Below are 17199 nucleotides of genomic sequence, written 5' to 3'. Positions count from 1 at the left end.
GCCAACGCCCGTCACGCCACCGCGACGATGGACACGCTGATCTCGATCGGCACCCTGGCCGCGTTGGCAATGGCGACGCATTCCCGGAGATGAGAGATCTCGTCTCCGGCGGGTGCGGACGAACGGTCTACCAGCTCGGCGATACGGAGGCGGGCATTGGGCCGTAAGTGAGGCCCACGGTTGATCGGCAACATTCCTTCGGTCGGGGACCTGGTTGCTCGCATAGGTTGCGGAAAGCCGAGGATTCGTTGCGACCCGCATCGGCCGGTTCGTGTGACGCGAGGCTGACGTCGCGTCGTCCAGCTGGACAGTTTCGGTCTCCGGGATCGATCCACGGAGCCGAACATCCGCGTGAGAACCGGTACGCCTCTGCAAAAACATAATCTAGATTATCTATTCTAGCTCGGAGCTCCCTCTGTGCACCTGGTCTCAGAATTCCCCTGTGGCGGAGTCGGCCGTTCCAGCTTGGCGCGGCACCGCGCCGGTCTCGAGTCGTCATCCTGTCTGTAACACCAGGCTGGAATGGTACTTTTGGCAAGTCACGCGGTCGAAGCCTGGTCGGTCGCCGCCGTGTGATCGCTCCCGAAACCTTGCCGTTGGTGGCTGCTTTGCCGCAACAATCGAACCAGTTGATGACACAGAACATAATGACTGCTATGTTAGAGACGTAGGTCACCGAGATGTGGGTCACACCTGAGTTCTCGGGTACGTGGACGACCGCAGCAAGGCCTCGTGACGGCGAGCCACGGGCTACACGGTTGAAACTAGGAGTAAAAATAATGGGCTTTGCCAACGCCGACGAAGTCGTCAAATATCTGGGCGGGATCTTCGAGGACGCCTTTGCCGACCCCGAACTGGGGCCGAAATTGCGCGCGACGGGTGCACGGTTACGGACCACATACAGCGACCCGGACGTCAGCCTGATCATCGATTTGGGTGCCGGAGAGATCCGGCCTGTCGGTGAGGACGACGGTGATGTTGCCGAGATGCAGATGAGTGCCGATACCGGGAATGCCTATTGGCAGGGAAAGGTGAATCTCCCCCTGGCCATGGCGAAGGGCAAGGTCAAGGTGTCGGGAAATATCGCCTCCCTGCTGAAGATGGCACCGTTGACCAAGAAGCTGGTGCCGAACTACGTCGAACGCCTCAAAGTCGACGGTCGGACCGACCTGCTGGTATAGGGCGGTACGACACATGTTTCCAGGAATCTTTGCTCAGAAAACCCCCGGCAAGCCCGCGGTCATCGCGTCCGACTCCGGGTCGGCCATGTCCTATCGGGAGCTCGACGATCAGTCGGCAGCCATCGCTGCGGAACTGTACGCGCGTGGACTCCGACGCGGCGATACGATCGCGATGCTGGCAGACAATATCAACGAAGTCTTCGCCATCTATTGGGCGGCAATTCGGTCCGGGCTGTACATCACGCCGATCAATTCGCACCTCGCGCCGGCGGAGGTCGCCTACATTGTCGACGATTGCCAGGCGCGGGCGCTGTTCGTATCGGCCGCGCTGGAGGAGCTCGCGTTGGCTATCGCCGGGCTCACCCCGGCAGTCGAACATCGCGTGGTCGTGGGGGGCACTTTGGAAGGCCACGTTCCCTATCGGGATGTGATCGAAACCAGCGCGCCGAGACTGACCGACCAGCCGCGCGGTTCGGACATGCTCTATTCGTCGGGAACAACGGGACGCCCCAAAGGGATTCGCCCGTCGCTGCCATCCACTCAGGTCGACGAGCCCGGGGATCCGATCGTCACGATGATGGCGCAGTTCTTCGGCATCGGCGACACCGACATCTATCTGCAACCGGCGCCCGCATACCATGCGGCTCCGCTCAAATGGGCCGCCGCCGTCCAGGCTCTCGGCGGAACCGTCGTGCAGATGCCGAAGTTCGATGCGGAGAATGCGCTGGCGGCCATCGCGAAGTATCAGGTGACCCTGGCTCAGTTCGTGCCGACCATGTTTGTCCGGATGCTTCAGCTGGACGAGTCGGTACGACACCGGTACGACCTCTCATCGCTCCAGATGGCAGTACACGCTGCCGCGCCGTGCCCGCCTGACGTGAAGCAGGCGATGATCGACTGGTGGGGCCCGATCCTGTTCGAGTATTACAGTGCCAGCGAACAGCACGGCCTCTACATGATTTCGACCCAGGAATGGCTGGAAAGGCCGGGATCGGTCGGCAGGCGAGGGTTGGGAACCGCGCATGCGTGCGATGAGTCCGGAGTTGAGCTGCCGGCCGGTAAGGTCGGCACCATCTACTTCGAACGTGATGTTGTGCCGTTCTCATACCACCGGGATCCGGAAAAGACCGCCAAGGCGATCCACCCTACGCACCCGACATGGACAACGGTGGGCGACTTGGGGTACCTCGACGACGAGGGCTACCTGTATCTCGCAGAGCGTCAGGATTTCGTCGTCATCTCCGGCGGAGTGAACATATATCCGCAAGAAGTCGAGAACGCTCTCACATTGCACGACAAGATATTCGACGTCGCGGTCATCGGTGTCCCGGATGCGGAAATGGGCCAGCGCGTGAAGGCCGTCATTCAGCTCAAAGACGGCGTGGAACCCAGCAGCGAATTGGTCGAGGACATCCTCGCATGCGCTCGTGAGAGGGTGGCCGGCTTCAAGGTGCCGCGCGAAATCGAATTCGTCGACGAGATCCCTCGGACCGCGACAGGAAAGATTTTGAAACGCAAACTTATGCAGGATTCTGATCAGGAGGTCGAGGTATGACCGCCGAGTTGGCGACTCCCAGACCTTACGATCCGTTGGATATTTCCGGATTGGGTTTCTGGGCCCAGCCCGCGGAGGAACGTGACAAGACCTTCGAGATCCTGCGAAACGAGCGCCCGTTGTCGTGGCATGCGCCGCTGCAGGGTGGGCTCACCATCCCCGACGTCGCGGGGATGTGGGTGGCCACTTCGCACGAGATGATCTGTCACATCAGCAGGCGGCCGGAGATTTTCAGCTCCGCGCAGGGCGTGACCATGGAGGAGCTGCCCGAGGACGTGCTCGAAGCGGCATCGTCCTTTCTGGGGATGGACGATCCCAAGCATGCTCGCCTGCGAAAGATGGTCAGCTCTGCGTTCACACCTAAACGTGTGGAACAGATCCGTGAGCAGATCAGGAATCAGGCTCGGCGCATAGTCGACGATTTGCTCGAGGTTCCCGATGGTGATTTCGTCCAGCTGGTATCGAAAAGGCTGCCGATGTGGACAGTATATGAGATGTTGGGTCTCGAGGAGGACCAGCGGGAGCAGGCTGCCTATTACGCAGAGCAAATGGTTGCTTGGAACGATGAAGATGTCGCGGGCGGGAGGTCGCCGCTCGAGTTGCTCAACGAGGCGTTGGTCCAGCTTTTAATGATCGGGATGGACTTCGCGGCTAGGCGGCGGTCGTCACCCAAGTCCGATCTCATGTCCGCCCTCGTACAGGCCGAGGTCGACGGCCAGCGGCTCACCGACGATGAGATAGCCGCATTCTTCGTGCTGCTGTCCGTAGCCGGCAACGATACGACGCGGAATACCACGACGCTGACGATGATGGCATTCCAAGAGTTTCCCGAGCAACGCGAGTTGCTGCTGACGGACTACGACGGCCGGATTGCCACTGCTGTCGAAGAATTTGTGCGCTTCGCGTCCCCGGTAGTGACCTTCAGGCGCACGGTCACCGAAGATACGGAGCTTGCCGGACAGTGCTTGAAAGCAGGGGACTGGGTGGTTCTGGTATACCCTTCCGGGAATCGCGATGCCAAAGTATTCGATAACCCGCACAGCTTTGACATCACCAGGAACCCCAATCCGCACGTCGCATTCGGCGGCCGAGGGCCGCACTTCTGTATGGGTAACTTTGTTGCCAAAATTCAGCTCCGCGAGATCTTCGACCAGTTGTTGCATCGTGCCCCGAACCTCAGGGTGGGGGAACCGGAATATCTGACCGGATGCCTGATTCGCTCGGTGAAATCGTTGCCCTGTACGGTGCGCTGAATTTATAACACGTGAGGAAAGAAATGTCAGACTTCAAGGGAAAGCGAATTATCGTCACGGGCACGGCCTCCGGCATCGGCGCCGCAACGACCGATCTATTGATCAATAGCGGAGCCGAGGTGTACAGCCTGGACCGTCGCGATCCTGCCGTGGAAGTCACCCGACACATCAAGGTCGATCTCGCGGACGAATCGAGCATCGATGCCGCGGTCGCACAGTTGGACGGTAGTTTCGACGGTCTGCTGAATGTGGCAGGTATTCCGGGAACCGCGCCCGGAGATGTGGTTTTCGCGGTCAACGCCCTCGCCGTTCGTCACCTCACCGAATCGCTTCTGGACAGGCTCTCGGGAGGAACTGTCGTCATAGTCTCCTCTTCTGCCGGGTTCGGCTGGCCGGACCGCCTGGACGCGATCAAGGACGTGTTGGCGACCGATACTTTCGAAGAAGGCCGGCGCTGGTTTGCCGAACACACCCCGGAGGGCAACGCCTACAACTTCTCCAAAGAAGTCACAACGGTATACGCGATGATGATGGGTATCGGGCTGGCGGCGCAGGGGGTACGAATCAATGCGGTCCTTCCGGGGCCGGTGGAGACGCCGATTCTCGGTGACTTCGAGGAGACGATGGGCAAGGAAACCCTCGATGGCGTGAAAGATCTCGTCGGCCGCCATGCCACGCCCGAGGATATCGCCGAGGTCATCGCGTTCCTTGCTTCCGAGTCAGCGGGATGGATCAACGGACAAGCGATCGCGGTCGACGGGGGAGTTACCGGGGCCTTGGTGACCGGGCTCTTTCCTCGGCCCGAGATCTGAGCACGCGATGACGACAGCATCGGGAACCACCCCGCCTTCGGCCGGACATCGGATCCGGGAACAGCTGCGCGAGGTTCATGCGAGTGGCCGGACGAAAAGTCTCCGATGGCGGCTCGAGCAACTGAATGGAATCGCCGATCTCGTCGAGAAGGAGGAAGAGCGAATCGCCGAGGCACTCGAAGCCGACCTGGGCCGCAACGCGGTCGAAACCTGGCTCGGCGAGATCGCCTCGACGCGAGGTGAGGCAGAATATGCACGCAAACGACTGCGATGGTGGATGCGCCGCAGGCGGGCCCGTATCCCGTTGACCCAGCTTCCGGGCAGCGGGTGGGTGCAATATGAGCCCGTGGGGACGGTCCTGATCATCGGACCGTGGAATTATCCGGTCTATCTCACCCTTGGACCGCTGGTCGCGGCGGTGGCTGCGGGCAACTGTGCGGTGATCAAGCCGTCCGAGCACGCACCGCACACCTCGTCGCTGCTGGTCGAGTTGGTTGGGAAGTATCTCGATGCCGAGGCAATACGCGTCGTCGAGGGAGATGCCGAAACCACTCAGGATCTACTGGCCGCGGGTTTCGATCATGCATTGTTCACCGGTGGCACGGAAGTCGGTCGTCACATCATGGCCGGTGCGGCTCCCACCCTTACCCCGGTCACTCTCGAGCTCGGCGGCAAGAGCCCCGTCCTGATTGATTCCGATGCCGATCTGGATGTCGCGGCCCGCCGGATCCTCTGGGTGAAGTTGTTGAACTCCGGGCAGACATGTATCGCACCCGACTACATCCTGGTCTCCGATGCGGTTCGTGATCGCCTGGTCGACAAGCTCGTCGAAGTAGCCTGCCAATTTCGTGCCGATGCCACGGCAGGGTTGCGTGTTGTGAATCAACGACAGCACCAGCGGTTGGCGAAAGGTTTACGCGAGACGGCAGGGAAGGTCGTTTATGGTGGCGGCTGCGACGAGGAGAGTCTGACCATCGATCCGACCATCATTGTGAACCCGGGTCTCGACGAGCCCCTGATGAAAGAAGAAATCTTCGGTCCCATCCTGCCGGTGATCGGTGTGCGATCAATGGATGACGCGGTCGCGTTAGTCAATAGCCGGCCGAAACCCTTGGCTGCTTACGTGTTCTCCGGCTCCCGATCACGGGCCCGTCATCTGGTCGACCGCATCCCGGCCGGTGGGGCCGTGATCAATCACGTGGCTATGCACTGCGTGGTACCGGGGCTACCGTTCGGCGGTGTGGGCGCCAGCGGAATCGGCGCCTATCACGGAGAGACGGGCTTCAAGTCATTGAGCCACGCCAAGTCGGTGCTGTCGCGGACACAGCGGCCCGATCCGCTGTTCGTTTATCCGCCCTACAGCGCACGGGCTCTCAAACTGTTTCGGCGGATGTTCTGATCGCGCACACCCGGAAACGCCACGGCGTCCGGTAGAAGAAAGGAGAGCAAACGATGAAGATCAGGGTGGATCACGGTAAGTGCACCGGGCTGGGCGTCTGCGAATCCATTGCACCGAACTGTTTCGAAGTCACCGAGGACGGTGATCTGGAAGTCCTCATCGAGGATATCGCCGACGGCGATCTCGAGATGATCGAGCAAGCAGTCGTCGGCTGTCCAACCTTCGCACTGTCGATCGAGAAATGAACAACGTCGAGATAGAGCGACTCGTCGTTGTGGGCGCCTCGCTCGCCGGTCTGCGGGCGGTCGAAGCAGCACGCAAGTCCGGGTTCGCGGGTCGAATCACCCTGGTCGGGGCAGAGGATGCACTGCCCTATGATCGACCGCCTCTGTCCAAGGCATTTCTCGAGGACCGATCGGCGCCCGTGTCCTACTTCTGTGAACGCGAATATCTCGCAGACCAGTTGGGCGTCGAACTCTGTCTCGGCGCCGCGGCGACGGCCCTGGATACAGTGGGTCGCAACCTGTATGTGGGCAGCCGGGAAATCGGCTACGACGCCGCGGTCATCGCCACCGGCGGAAATCCCAGGGTCCTGCCCGATGCGCAGGGCCTCGACGGCGTATGCGTGCTGCGGACTCTGCACGACGCCGAGCGTATTCGCCGCAAGCTCACGACGGGGGCCGAGGTGGTCGTCGTCGGTGCAGGGTTCATCGGGGCCGAGATAGCATCCGCCGCAACCAGAATCGGCGCAAACGTGACGATTGTGGAAGCCCAGCGGACGCCCCTTGCGCGTGCGGTGGGAAGCTTGGGGTCAGCGGTCGCGCTCCTGCACGAACGCAATGGCACCGCACTTGTTTGCGGGACCGGCGTCGCCGAGGTCGGTGGAGTCGGCCACGTTCAGCACGTGGTGTTGGACGACGGTCGGCGTCTGCCGGCGGATGTTGTGGTTGTCGGGATCGGGATGCAACCAGCCACCGAATGGCTGCACGGCTCGGGTCTGCACATCGACGACGGAATCGTCTGTGACGCAACCCTGTTTACCGGTGCGGCCGGGGTCTACGCGGCCGGCGATGTGGCGAACTGGCCCAATCCTGCGTTTGGATTGCGCCAGCGCATGGAGAACTGGACTGCCGCGGCCGATCAGGGTTCGCATGCAGCGCGTAATGCGATCACCGGCCGAGGCAGGCCTTACAGCACTGTCCCGTACTTCTGGTCGGACTGGTACGGGAGCCGTATCCAGTTCGTCGGCATCGCGGATCCAGCCGATAACATCGCGATCGTGGAAGGCGATCCGGCGCACAGTGATCGATGGATCGCCCTGTACAGGCTGGGTGATCGACTGGTCGGTGCTCTCACGGTCAACGGCCGCTCCGACATCATGAAGTGGCCGGCCGCGATCGACTTCGCGGAGAGGCGGCGAATCAAGAGACTGACGCCCGCGACATGAAGTCGTCGACCTGGACCAGCCGAGTGGTCGTCGTCCCCGTCAGAGGTTGTCCTGCGTTCCCGCGTGCAACCTCACCAAGCCGATGAACTGGGCAAGCGACCAGTCCAACTCGGCCGGATCCAGGTGTTGGTGGCCGATCACAATGCTCAAGGCGAGCTCGGCTAGCCGGTGTGCGAGCGGCTGTGAGATATTCAGATCGGACATTGTTTGCTCGATCAATTCCAATCGCAACTGGTCGACGTGATACTGCACGTCGGCGACGCGTTTGTCGGTCGAACTCCACGCGCGCATGGCGACCTCGGCCGCATGGGGCGTTTCCCGCGCCAACGTGCGCATACGGTCCAAGCGTGCGAGCGGATCTACGATTCTCGTTGCCTCGTCGGCCACATTCTCGGTCTGCGCGGCCTTCCAGTAATCGAGGAACTGGGTGACGAAGTCGTTCCAGTCCTTGAACCAGTTGTAGAACGAGCCGGACGTCACTCCGAGCGACTTGCACAAGCTGGTGAGACGCAGGTTGCCATACCCCGACTTTGCGAGCATCTCGAGCGCGGCATCGAAATAGTCCTGCCGGTTCACCATCGCCATCGAGTCTCCCTCGGTTGCCGCATCGTCGAGCCACAAATCGGCCTAAACAAACGTCCATTTTCTTGACTATTAGACAGTATGAAGTCGGAGCTCGGTAAGGAGGTCTAAATGGCGTATCAACTGAACTGCCCTTGTGGAACCATGATCGTCGCAGCGGATGACGATCTGGTGCCGGCCGTGCAGGAACACCTACGACTAATGCATCCGGGGCGCTCGTACTCTACGGGGGAGATCATGATGCTCGCGATGCCGGTGCCCGACGGCGTCCTCGGCCCCGACGCGTAGGCGCAGCCGATGCTGGTCCGGGCGTCGGCAGCGCTGTCAAAGATGGTCCAAGCCCATAGCGTATCGCCAGATAAACATAGTAGTCATTATGAACGGCCGGATCGAGTTCAGCAAGTGGGCCACGCTCCCTGTCGGCTCTCGACGGGAAAATTTGGAGCGTTTGTGGGTCACATTCTCGGCCCGACCCGTTCTCAGAGGCCTGAAGTGGTACTACGTGCAAAATTGCGGCTCGGCGGTAGAGGCGAAGTTCCCACCGTCTGCCGGTTTGTGGCGCAATTCGCGAACGGTGCTGCACGAGATGCTTGTCACAGCGCATCCGATAACATAAGATCCATCATGCAAGAGCGCGGATGTTATCCCGTCGCAGTCCAGTTAGAGGCCTCACAGCTAACGGCCTCGATCGGATCAGCAGGTTTGTGAATGCGAGCACCCTTGTCGCGAACTCCAGTCGCCGCGGTGCTCCCTTAATTCTTGGCAGGTGCCGGACTAAACGTTCGGATTATGCCTGTGTGCCCGCTGCCCCGAATATCACGCTCGTGGAGGTTGTGATGCAGTACCCGCTGTCCGAGATGCGCGACCCGAAGCGGTCTTCCAAGGACGGGGCGGGCCTGTGACGACCGTGCCCGAATCGATCCGTACGCGGCGGTTCCAGGGAGGCCCTTCATGGTCCGGTTTATCCTTAGCCGGGCGTCGAGCCGGGAACTATCTGCACACCGTTCCGAAGCAGTCGATGGCGACGTTCGGCCGTGCGGTTCTCCTGTTCGGCGGTGTGGTCAGATATGCGGTCACATCGACCCTCCAGCTGAAACTTCCGCTTCTCGAGATGCTGCAACAGGCTTGGTTCCTGCTCACGGTCACCGTATTCCCGGCAATTTTGATCGCGCTCCCGTTCGGAACGGAAATCTCGGTACAGGTCGGTGCGATCGTCAACCAGGTGGGCGCCAAGTCGCTGGCCGGCGCGGCCAGCGGAATTGCGGTGATTCAACAGGGCGCGCCGATCGCGGCGGGATTGCTTCTCGGTGGCGCGGCCGCCTCGGCGATAGCCGCCGATCTCGGTGCGCGCTCGATCAGGGAAGAGATCGATGCTATGCGGGTCATGGGAGTCGATCCGATACAGCGTCTGGTGCTACCGCGGTTTATCGCGATCTTGATTGTCTCGCCCATTCTCTGTGTGGTCATCGTCGCCTCGGCAGTGATAGCGGGATATACGTTGGCGATCACTGTGAATGGCGTGATCCCGGGAAGTTTCTGGCAATCGTTCGGCGCTTTCGCGTCAAGTACGGATCTCTATTTCGCCATCGCGAAATCGATGATATTCGGAATGCTCGTAGTCGTGATCGCCAGCCTGCGAGGACTGGGGGCCAAAGGTGGACCGCGCGGCGTCGCAGATGCTGTCAATGCGTCTGTGGTGCTGGGATTCGTGGCGATCTTTATCACCAACCTGGTCACCACGCAGCTCCAGTCCATGTTCTTTCCCAGTCAGGTGGGCTGAGTCGTGGGTACACCGAGCGCATATCACAATTGGGCGACGGGACTCCTCCAGGGGCCGAACCGTGGCCTGCAAACGGCAAGCGAGGGGACCGGCCGGTGGGTGCTGTTCACCGCGCAGACGATTCTCTATCTTCCGATCACTTTCCGGCATTACCGAAAACAGACGATGAAGACCATGAATTCCATGGCATGGGGACGCGGGTCGATCGTCGTCGACGGCGGTGTGATCTCCCTTCTGATGGTTCTCGGCGTCGCGATCGGCATATCGGTGGCGATCGAGGCATACAACAGCCTGAACTTGATCGGATTCGGTCCACTGACGGGCGTCATCGGGGCATTCTTCAATATCAGGGAGATCGGCCCGATTATGACCGGGATCGGTTTCGCCGCCCAGATCGGATGCCGGATGACCGCGGAGATCGGCTCGATGCGGATCTCCGAAGAAATCGACGCGACCGAGACATTGGGTATCCGGTCGATTCCCTTTGTGGTCGGAACACGTCTCATCGGAGGCATGCTGTGCGTCATCCCGGGCTATCTGCTGTCCCTCGCAATCGGCTTCCTTACCTGCAGCCTTTTCGTGAAGACATTCCGTAATGCGCCCGCCGGCACCTACGACCACTATTTCAGCCAGTTCCTGGACCCTGTCGAGGTCGCCTACTCGTTGACGAAAGCGGTCGTGTTCTGCGGTGTAATCACGATCATCCACTGCTATTACGGCTTCTTCGCCAGCGGCGGGCCCGAGGGTGTCGGCCGGGCAGCGGGGCGGGCGATCCGAGCGAGCCTGGTAATGACGATCGTGCTGAACCTCGCCATGACCGTTGTCCTGTGGGGTCTGCACCCCGACCTGATCTTCAAGGGGTGAATCGTGTACTCAGGATTTCTCATCGGCTCGGAAGTCAAGCAGAGCAGACTGCTTCGCCGAGTCGGGGTGGGCAGCGTGGCTGCTGTCGTGGCCGTAGTCATGGTGGTCGTTTCGCTGCGAACAGTGCTGCCCGGGCAGCCGTCCGGTCGATTGACTTTCACCATCGACACGCCCGCGGTCGGTATCGGAGTCGAGACCGGGACACCCGTCATCCTCAACGGCGTCCCGGTGGGTCGTGTCGATGACTTGGCAATCGGTCGTTCGGGCGCGGCGATGACCCTCGATCTGGACAAAAACAGCGTCACCGGGCTCCGGCAGAATTTCGGGTTCGATTTCCGGCCGCAGAACTACTTCGGAGTCAGCGCCGTCAATATCGTCGACGCCGGCAACGACACTCAACCCATCTTGCTCAGCGGCGCGCGAATCTGGCGGCCGGCAGGCGGCGATTTCACGATGGGAACGATGATCGACACCGGCTCCGAATTCGTCAACGGTGCGCTACTGCCACCGATGATGGACGCCATACGACGCTCGTTGGACTATTCCGCGTCGCTGCAACCGCTGGTCCACACCGGGGTGGTCGTGGCCGAAACAGTGGAACAGACACAACGATCGATGCCTGACTACCTCATCGACCGGTACAACGACATTGCCGGAGCGCTGCCTCCGTTCACTCTCGGAGTGATCGACGCGGGCTTTCACGTTTACAACAGTGAGCTACGTCCAGCGGGCGACGATATTCAGAACCGGTACGCGAAAGCGCTCGAAGCAATCGCCAACCAGTTCTTCACCCTCGTCGGCACCCTGCTGACCTCCAACAGATCGAATCTGGAATCGACCGTCGAGATTGTCAAGAGCGCGGCGGATCTGCTGCCCGCGATGGGGGAGGGCGTACTCACCCCCGTCACTCTCCGCACCCTTATCAGCAACCTCGACGGAGCTTTCGACCCGGGCCCGGATGGTGCCCGAACTCTGAAGGTCAAGCTCGATCTCGATCTGCTGCCGGTGCTGCAAACACCAGTAGTCGGACTCAGTGCCGCATCCGAATCGAGGCCCAGGTGACGAAATACATCCCGGTCAGACTGGTCGGTCCAGCGTTGCGCCTCATCGCCGCAGGCGTCGTGGCCTCGCTGCTGTTCGTACTCATTCAGAACGCAATCAAGAACCCCACCGGCGAACGTCCGGTCCAGTACAGCGCCGACTTCAGCGACGCGTCGGGGCTGAGACCCAATGCGGACGTACGAATCCGAGGGGTCCGAGTCGGAAAGGTGGAGGCTGTCGATCTTCACCAGGCCGGGGACAGTTCTTTCGCGCGTGTCGATTTCACGGTGAACGAAACACAGAAGTTGACAGTTGAAAGCAAACTTGCGATCAAATACGCGAACCTGTCCGGAGTGCGGTTCATAGACATCACCGGTAGCGGTGATGCCGGAGCGCCCACACGACACATCGGACTGGACCGCACAGTCCCCTCATTCGACATCACGACCCTGTTCAACGGCTTGCAGCCCGCTCTGGAAACCTTGCAGCCCAACGAAATCAACGAGTTCACGCGGAACGCACTCACCCTGGTTCAGGGCGACGGCAGCGGTCTCGCGCCGATGCTCGACAGCGTCGACAAGCTGTCCCGATACACCACCGACCGCGCCGCGGTGATTTCGACGCTCGTGGCCAACCTCAGTCGTATTGCCGAGACACTGGGCGGAAAGTCGCCGCAGATCATCGAATTCCTCAGGGACATCGAACGACCGATCGACTCCGCGATGACAGTGCTCGACGAGTTTCCCAAGGCAGCCAAGTTCGGACCTCCCCTGATGGGTACGTTCAATCACATCCTGTCAGGTTTGGGGATCGAGCCGTCGACAGATGTCGACAAAATTCTCAACGATGCCTTTCCGACCGTGGCCAACCTGCAGTCGGCGCTGGGTCTGTTTCCCACGATCATGACCGGATTGGCGACACCGGTGACATCCCCGCAATTGGGCTCTGCGCAATGCAGCCACGGAGCTGCGCAGTTGCCCGCGACAGTGAGGGTTCTGATGGGCGGAAGCAGTGTGGTCGTATGCAACGCATAGCGGGACTGAAGAAGCGTCGGCCACTCAGCGAACCGGTTGTCGGCGTGATGGCACTCGGGCTGGTCGCCGTCGTCACGGTGATCACCACATATTTCTATGTCATGCCGCCCAATCGGCAGACCGTGACGTTCACTACGCGCGATGCCGTGTCGCTACGCGGGGGAGAAGATGTGCGCATCGCGGGCGTGTCGGTGGGAAAGGTCGATCGTTTGAGGTTCGACGGCCGGCAAGTGACAGTGGATTTGTCCGTCAAATCGTCGGTCGAGCTGGGTGATCGGACACGCGTCGACGTTCGGCTGCTGACCGCGGTGGGAGGGTACTTCGTCACCCTTGTGCCGCTCGGTCGCGCGGGGAACGCCCATCACATATCGGTGCCGATCGAACGCGTGACAGTGCCCTACACCATCGCCGACATACTGCAGCAGCTTCCGCGGGTGACCGGCCAGGTGAACGGAGTGCCCATCGACAAAATTCTGGAGCAGATCAACAGTGGTCTCGGTGAGAACCCGGAAGCACTGCGGAATGTCGTTTCCGGGATGCAAACCTTGGCCACGGTACTCGATCGACAGAAACAACAAGTGCAGTCGACCCTGGGTTTGGTCAGCGAATATTCGTCCACTTTCAACGCGAGCCGCGAGTTCGTATTCATGCTCGCAAACAAAATCAATGTCGTGCTGTCGACGTACTACACCTATCGAGCTGGATTCTCCGAAGCGTTCCGTCAACTCGGTGAGGTTCTCCTCCGGATCGGTGCCGTGTCGAAGTTCTATGTGAACCACGAAACCGATATTGCCCAGTTGGTCGAACGCGTCCGGTTGGGTGCCGGCCAACTTCGTGACGGAATGAACGACCTGATAAACAATCTGACTCCTCTGCAGCAACGGCTGAAAGAGCTGGCCGGGCCGCAACTCTCGAGTGGCAACGCTGCGGCGGGCGAGACGATCGATGGTTCGGCAATCTGCTTGCCAGTCGCGGGAAGGGCTTGCTGATGCGACGTCGTAAGAAGGTGCTCACCTCGGTGGGAGTAGCAGTCGTGATTGCCGCGACCGTTTGCGGGATTGCGGTGTACATCAAATCCGATGACGAAAAGTCGAGCGCCACAGAAGGTTACTGCACGATGCTTCCGGACTCGATAGGTCTCTATGTGGGAAACGAGGTCACCCAGATGGGGTATCCCATCGGCACGATCTCGTCGATCACGCCGCAGGCCGATGCTGTCAAAGTCGAATTTTCCCTGAAGCAGGGCCGCTCGGTCTCGGCCGACGTACGGGCGGTCACCCGGTCGAAATCCGTACTCGCCGACAGGTCGCTAGAACTCGTTGCGCCCGAGCAGCCGTCGGCCGCGAAACTGACGCCGGCGAACTGCATCAAAGTCGAAAACGCGTACACGCCGAAGAGCATCTCGGAAGTTGCCGGTTCGGCAGCCGACTTCCTGAAACAGCTGGCACCACAGGGTAACTCGCAGACCATCGAAGAAGCTGTCGACTCTATGGCCCGAAGCGTTCAAGGGGTGGGTCCGTCGGCCGCGACGCTGGTTCGGACCGCGTCGGCGGCGGCTGCTGATCCGGACAAGCTGATCACCGATATCGGGACGATCATCGTTTCCATGGCGCCGCTGACGACGTCGGTTTTGAATCAGTGGTCGGATATCGAGTCGGTGGTCCGCAAGCTTCCCGATGCATCCGTCGTTGCGACCACGAAGCTGTGGCCCGGCGCATCCAATATGGTGGAGGGACTGATTCCGCTGATCGACGCCATAAACGATGTGCAGACCAAATACGGGCAGGAACTCTGGGCCGCGGCCGATGTAGTCGCCGAGGGTATTCAGATCGCCGCGACACACGTTCCGGAGCTGCAGAACGGACTGAATGTTCTTCCCTCGCTGGCCTCGGTTGCCACGCTCGTGTCACAGCCAGGACACGGCCCAGCGTTTCAGACCGCGCCGGTCATGATCCAAGTCAAGGTAGGCAACCCGACCCAGGTGTGCGCCGCGGTCAATCAGGCCGTCTCTGCGACTTGTCATGTCGCGCCGAACGATCCGGCGGCGATCGCAGTTCGTCTCGACGCGGTGCTGGCGATCGGAGGTGTCCGATGACGAACGGCGGGCGAAATCTGACGCACCTCCAATGGCGGGTGGTGCCACTGCTGTGCGGATTGGTCGCCACGGTTGCGACCGGCTGTTCCCTGAATCCGGGCACCCTGGCCACCGAAGTCCAGTCCGCCGGTTCGGGTCAGAAACTGACCATTCAATTCGCGACAATACTGAACCTGACGGACGGTGCGGACGTGACTGTGAACGGCGTCAAGGTGGGGCACGTCGACACGGTGAAACTGAGTAGCTCCAGCGCGGACGTCGTCGTCGGCTTCGACAAGAAGATCTCGATCGCCCCCGACGCGCACGCATCGATTCGCCAAGCCACGGTCCTCGGCGACTCCTTCGTATCCATCCAGTCGTCGGGGTCGGCCGACACGGAAACCGCGCACAGCGCCGGCACCAAACTCCTTCCGCTGAATCAGACCACATCGCCTCCGCCATTGGAGAACACGCTTGCCGTCCTGGCGAACTTCGTCAACGGCGGGAGTATCCGGAGTGCGCAAGACGCGATGCGCATGATCAACAAGAGCTTTCCGGTTCTCGAACAGACTCAGCGTGTCTCGTCGATCGTGTCGGTCGACACGCGCGACGTCGCCGCGCACACAACGAGCGTCGACGTGATGATCGACGCGATGAATGCCACGGCAGGGGCGATCAACAGCCGGGCCGACGAACTCGGCAAGATGTTGTCGGCGGACGGTATGCACTACTGGAGCCAGCTCTCGCTCGGGCTCCAGCAGGTCGGGGTGGTTCTGCCCAGTGTCGGCAGTGTATTCGAGGGCGGATACTGGCTGCTGCCGCTACTTCACTCCGCCGATGGATCGATATCCACTGTGCGCGATGGTATCGATGCGGTCGGCAGTAATGAGGAGCTCCTGCAGAAATTCCTGGACGACAACCTGTTTCCGTTCATCCGGCGGCCTGATATCACAATCGTTTCCGCAACCTCGCCGGCGGGCAACGACATCCTCGCAAATGCCGAGACGATCCTGCGCATGCTGGGGGCAATTCGATGAACGTGCGCAATATCACTTCCATCGGGGCGATGATCATGGTTGTCGCCGCATCGCTGGCATACATGGTGTCGGTGGGACTTCCGGTTACCGACAAACTAGGAGTCCGTACCGCGCAATTGAAGATCTCACACAGCAACGGACTCGTCGTGGGCTCTCGAGTTCTGTATCGAGGTGTGCCGATCGGGCGAGTCACCGACGTGCACACCTCGCTGACCGGCGTCACCATCGGCTGGAACTACAAGGATTCCTATACGATCCCGGTCCGATCCCAATTCCGGGTCGACAGTCTCTCGGTCCTGGGCGAGGCATATCTGAATGTGGTTCCACCGAGCAGTGATTCGGGCCCCGGGCTGCCCGCAGGAGCGGTGCTCACCGCGCAGTCGGTGTCGGTACCGACCAGCTTCGACGAACTCTCGCAACGCCTAGTCAAGGTCCTCGAACAGGTTCGCACCGATAAAGTCGACCAGATCGTCGCCGAAATGAACCAGGGGCTGGTGGTCGATCAGAATGTGCTCGCCAATCTCAACCGAGCCGGAGTTCTCCTGCAGACCACGATTCTGTCGACCCGCACGCCGTTCACAGCATTGCTCGACAAGTTCCAGGATTTGCTTGCCCGCGGCGCTGACCTGAGTGGTTCGCTGGCGGAGTCCGGGGACCCTGTCCGGGATCTCGGCGAACAAATCAAGGTCTTCCTCGACTGGTGCACTCAGTTCGTCCGAACCGACAACCTGCCGACCGAATTGACCAACGGAGCCGGGCCGTTCCTCGAGCGGCTCCAGGGCTTCCTCGACAAAGCAGCCCCGAACATCAAGGTAATCGGTGATGCGTCGTTGCCGGCGATCTCAGCCGTGACGTCACAACTACGAACCGTCGATCTGGGCCAGCTCATGCGAATTGCGATGTCGGTTTCGGGCACTGGCGACGGACTCGTAGTAAACGTTGGCGCGCCCGGGCCCAACTGAATCAAACCCGACCAGAGAAGGTGAGGTCAAGAAATGCCCACATCAACCGCCGACAGCAAGTCACGAGCGACCAACCACAGCGACGCGGACGAGGCCGACACAACGACAACAGGGCGGTCCGTCGATTTGCCGTCGCCCGCGGAATCGAAACGAGACGGACGCAGACAAGCAGAGTTCG

At 60.7% G+C, this 17199-nt stretch carries 17 protein-coding genes; 16 read left to right on the top strand and 1 reads right to left on the bottom strand.

The window, feature by feature from the left end; translation table 11 throughout:
• The first annotated feature begins 779 nt into the window (after nucleotides 1-779).
• Genes ACFYOW_RS15630 through ACFYOW_RS15600 form a run of 7 tightly spaced genes read left to right on the top strand, consistent with a single transcriptional unit; the run spans nucleotide 780 to nucleotide 7647 of the window.
• Nucleotides 780-1181: an SCP2 sterol-binding domain-containing protein gene (locus ACFYOW_RS15630; RefSeq protein ID WP_387288342.1), complete on the top strand. Its 402-nt coding sequence runs from the start codon at nucleotides 780-782 to the stop codon at nucleotides 1179-1181.
• Between the two features lie 13 nt (nucleotides 1182-1194).
• Nucleotides 1195-2736 (top strand): acyl-CoA synthetase, encoded by a 1542-nt coding sequence (locus ACFYOW_RS15625; RefSeq protein WP_387288340.1) that lies wholly within the window; start codon nucleotides 1195-1197, stop codon nucleotides 2734-2736.
• On the top strand, nucleotides 2733-3989 hold the full coding sequence (locus ACFYOW_RS15620) for a cytochrome P450 (RefSeq protein ID WP_387288338.1): 1257 nt from the start codon (nucleotides 2733-2735) through the stop codon (nucleotides 3987-3989). Before ACFYOW_RS15625 ends, ACFYOW_RS15620 begins: the two co-directional genes overlap by 4 nt.
• Before the next feature lie 23 nt (nucleotides 3990-4012).
• Nucleotides 4013-4801, top strand: a complete 789-nt coding sequence (locus ACFYOW_RS15615; RefSeq protein ID WP_387288336.1) for a coniferyl-alcohol dehydrogenase — start codon at nucleotides 4013-4015, stop codon at nucleotides 4799-4801.
• A gap of 7 nt (nucleotides 4802-4808) precedes the next feature.
• Complete coding sequence (locus ACFYOW_RS15610; RefSeq protein WP_387288334.1) at nucleotides 4809-6200, top strand: aldehyde dehydrogenase family protein; 1392 nt, start codon at nucleotides 4809-4811, stop codon at nucleotides 6198-6200.
• Nucleotides 6201-6253: 53 nt separating this feature from the next.
• Nucleotides 6254-6445 carry a ferredoxin gene (locus ACFYOW_RS15605; protein ID WP_387288332.1) on the top strand — a complete coding sequence of 64 codons (192 nt, stop codon included), beginning with the start codon at nucleotides 6254-6256 and terminating at the stop codon, nucleotides 6443-6445.
• Nucleotides 6442-7647, top strand: a complete 1206-nt coding sequence (locus ACFYOW_RS15600; RefSeq protein ID WP_387288330.1) for an NAD(P)/FAD-dependent oxidoreductase — start codon at nucleotides 6442-6444, stop codon at nucleotides 7645-7647. Before ACFYOW_RS15605 ends, ACFYOW_RS15600 begins: the two co-directional genes overlap by 4 nt.
• Nucleotides 7648-7686: 39 nt before the next feature.
• Here the strand turns inward: ACFYOW_RS15600 and ACFYOW_RS15595 are convergent, their stop codons facing one another.
• A complete protein-coding gene (locus tag ACFYOW_RS15595; protein ID WP_387288328.1) occupies nucleotides 7687-8232 on the bottom strand; it encodes a TetR/AcrR family transcriptional regulator in 546 nt (181 codons plus the stop codon).
• Nucleotides 8233-8340: 108 nt separating this feature from the next.
• Here ACFYOW_RS15595 and ACFYOW_RS15590 point away from each other — a divergent pair, with 108 nt between their 5' ends.
• From ACFYOW_RS15590 to ACFYOW_RS15550, 9 genes are all read left to right on the top strand, one after another.
• Nucleotides 8341-8517, top strand: coding sequence for a hypothetical protein (locus ACFYOW_RS15590; protein WP_387288326.1), 177 nt, complete (start codon nucleotides 8341-8343; stop codon nucleotides 8515-8517).
• A gap of 610 nt (nucleotides 8518-9127) precedes the next feature.
• Entirely contained in the window at nucleotides 9128-10009 is an 882-nt protein-coding gene (locus ACFYOW_RS15585; RefSeq protein WP_387288324.1) for an MlaE family ABC transporter permease, read from the top strand.
• 3 nt (nucleotides 10010-10012) lie between these two features.
• Nucleotides 10013-10873, top strand: a complete 861-nt coding sequence (locus tag ACFYOW_RS15580) for an MlaE family ABC transporter permease (protein WP_387288323.1) — start codon at nucleotides 10013-10015, stop codon at nucleotides 10871-10873.
• A 75-nt stretch (nucleotides 10874-10948) separates the two neighbouring features.
• On the top strand, nucleotides 10949-11935 hold the full coding sequence (locus tag ACFYOW_RS15575; protein WP_387288321.1) for an MlaD family protein: 987 nt from the start codon (nucleotides 10949-10951) through the stop codon (nucleotides 11933-11935).
• A gap of 35 nt (nucleotides 11936-11970) precedes the next feature.
• Nucleotides 11971-12948 (top strand): MlaD family protein, encoded by a 978-nt coding sequence (locus ACFYOW_RS15570; protein ID WP_387288319.1) that lies wholly within the window; start codon nucleotides 11971-11973, stop codon nucleotides 12946-12948.
• A 47-nt stretch (nucleotides 12949-12995) separates the two neighbouring features.
• Nucleotides 12996-13937 carry an MlaD family protein gene (locus tag ACFYOW_RS15565; RefSeq protein ID WP_387288317.1) on the top strand — a complete coding sequence of 314 codons (942 nt, stop codon included), beginning with the start codon at nucleotides 12996-12998 and terminating at the stop codon, nucleotides 13935-13937.
• A gap of 44 nt (nucleotides 13938-13981) precedes the next feature.
• Nucleotides 13982-15043 carry an MlaD family protein gene (locus ACFYOW_RS15560; protein ID WP_387288315.1) on the top strand — a complete coding sequence of 354 codons (1062 nt, stop codon included), beginning with the start codon at nucleotides 13982-13984 and terminating at the stop codon, nucleotides 15041-15043.
• Nucleotides 15040-16059: an MlaD family protein gene (locus ACFYOW_RS15555; RefSeq protein WP_387288314.1), complete on the top strand. Its 1020-nt coding sequence runs from the start codon at nucleotides 15040-15042 to the stop codon at nucleotides 16057-16059. The genes ACFYOW_RS15560 and ACFYOW_RS15555 overlap by 4 nt, the downstream gene beginning before the upstream one ends.
• On the top strand, nucleotides 16056-17021 hold the full coding sequence (locus tag ACFYOW_RS15550) for an MlaD family protein (RefSeq protein ID WP_387288312.1): 966 nt from the start codon (nucleotides 16056-16058) through the stop codon (nucleotides 17019-17021). Before ACFYOW_RS15555 ends, ACFYOW_RS15550 begins: the two co-directional genes overlap by 4 nt.
• The last annotated feature ends 178 nt before the right edge of the window (nucleotides 17022-17199 follow it).

The organism is Nocardia sp. NPDC006982, assembly GCF_042869435.1.
In the GTDB taxonomy this organism is placed as follows: Bacteria; Actinomycetota; Actinomycetes; order Mycobacteriales; family Mycobacteriaceae; genus Nocardia.
The sequence above is the reverse complement of the archived record's forward strand: the minus strand, read 5'-3'. Positions and strand labels throughout refer to the sequence as shown.

Bases quoted from the DNA above. Each gene is read 5' to 3' on its own strand.
- ACFYOW_RS15605 (WP_387288332.1), top strand. From the start codon at position 6,254: ATGAAGATCAGGGTGGATCACGGTAAGTGCACCGGGCTGGGCGTCTGC.
- ACFYOW_RS15620 (WP_387288338.1), top strand. From the start codon at position 2,733: ATGACCGCCGAGTTGGCGACTCCCAGACCTTACGATCCGTTGGATATT.
- ACFYOW_RS15555 (WP_387288314.1), top strand. From the start codon at position 15,040: ATGACGAACGGCGGGCGAAATCTGACGCACCTCCAATGGCGGGTGGTG.
- ACFYOW_RS15565 (WP_387288317.1), top strand. From the start codon at position 12,996: ATGGCACTCGGGCTGGTCGCCGTCGTCACGGTGATCACCACATATTTC.
- ACFYOW_RS15625 (WP_387288340.1), top strand. From the start codon at position 1,195: ATGTTTCCAGGAATCTTTGCTCAGAAAACCCCCGGCAAGCCCGCGGTC.
- ACFYOW_RS15610 (WP_387288334.1), top strand. From the start codon at position 4,809: ATGACGACAGCATCGGGAACCACCCCGCCTTCGGCCGGACATCGGATC.
- ACFYOW_RS15595 (WP_387288328.1), bottom strand. From the start codon at position 8,232: ATGGCGATGGTGAACCGGCAGGACTATTTCGATGCCGCGCTCGAGATG.
- ACFYOW_RS15615 (WP_387288336.1), top strand. From the start codon at position 4,013: ATGTCAGACTTCAAGGGAAAGCGAATTATCGTCACGGGCACGGCCTCC.
- ACFYOW_RS15550 (WP_387288312.1), top strand. From the start codon at position 16,056: ATGAACGTGCGCAATATCACTTCCATCGGGGCGATGATCATGGTTGTC.
- ACFYOW_RS15600 (WP_387288330.1), top strand. From the start codon at position 6,442: ATGAACAACGTCGAGATAGAGCGACTCGTCGTTGTGGGCGCCTCGCTC.
- ACFYOW_RS15630 (WP_387288342.1), top strand. From the start codon at position 780: ATGGGCTTTGCCAACGCCGACGAAGTCGTCAAATATCTGGGCGGGATC.
- ACFYOW_RS15590 (WP_387288326.1), top strand. From the start codon at position 8,341: ATGGCGTATCAACTGAACTGCCCTTGTGGAACCATGATCGTCGCAGCG.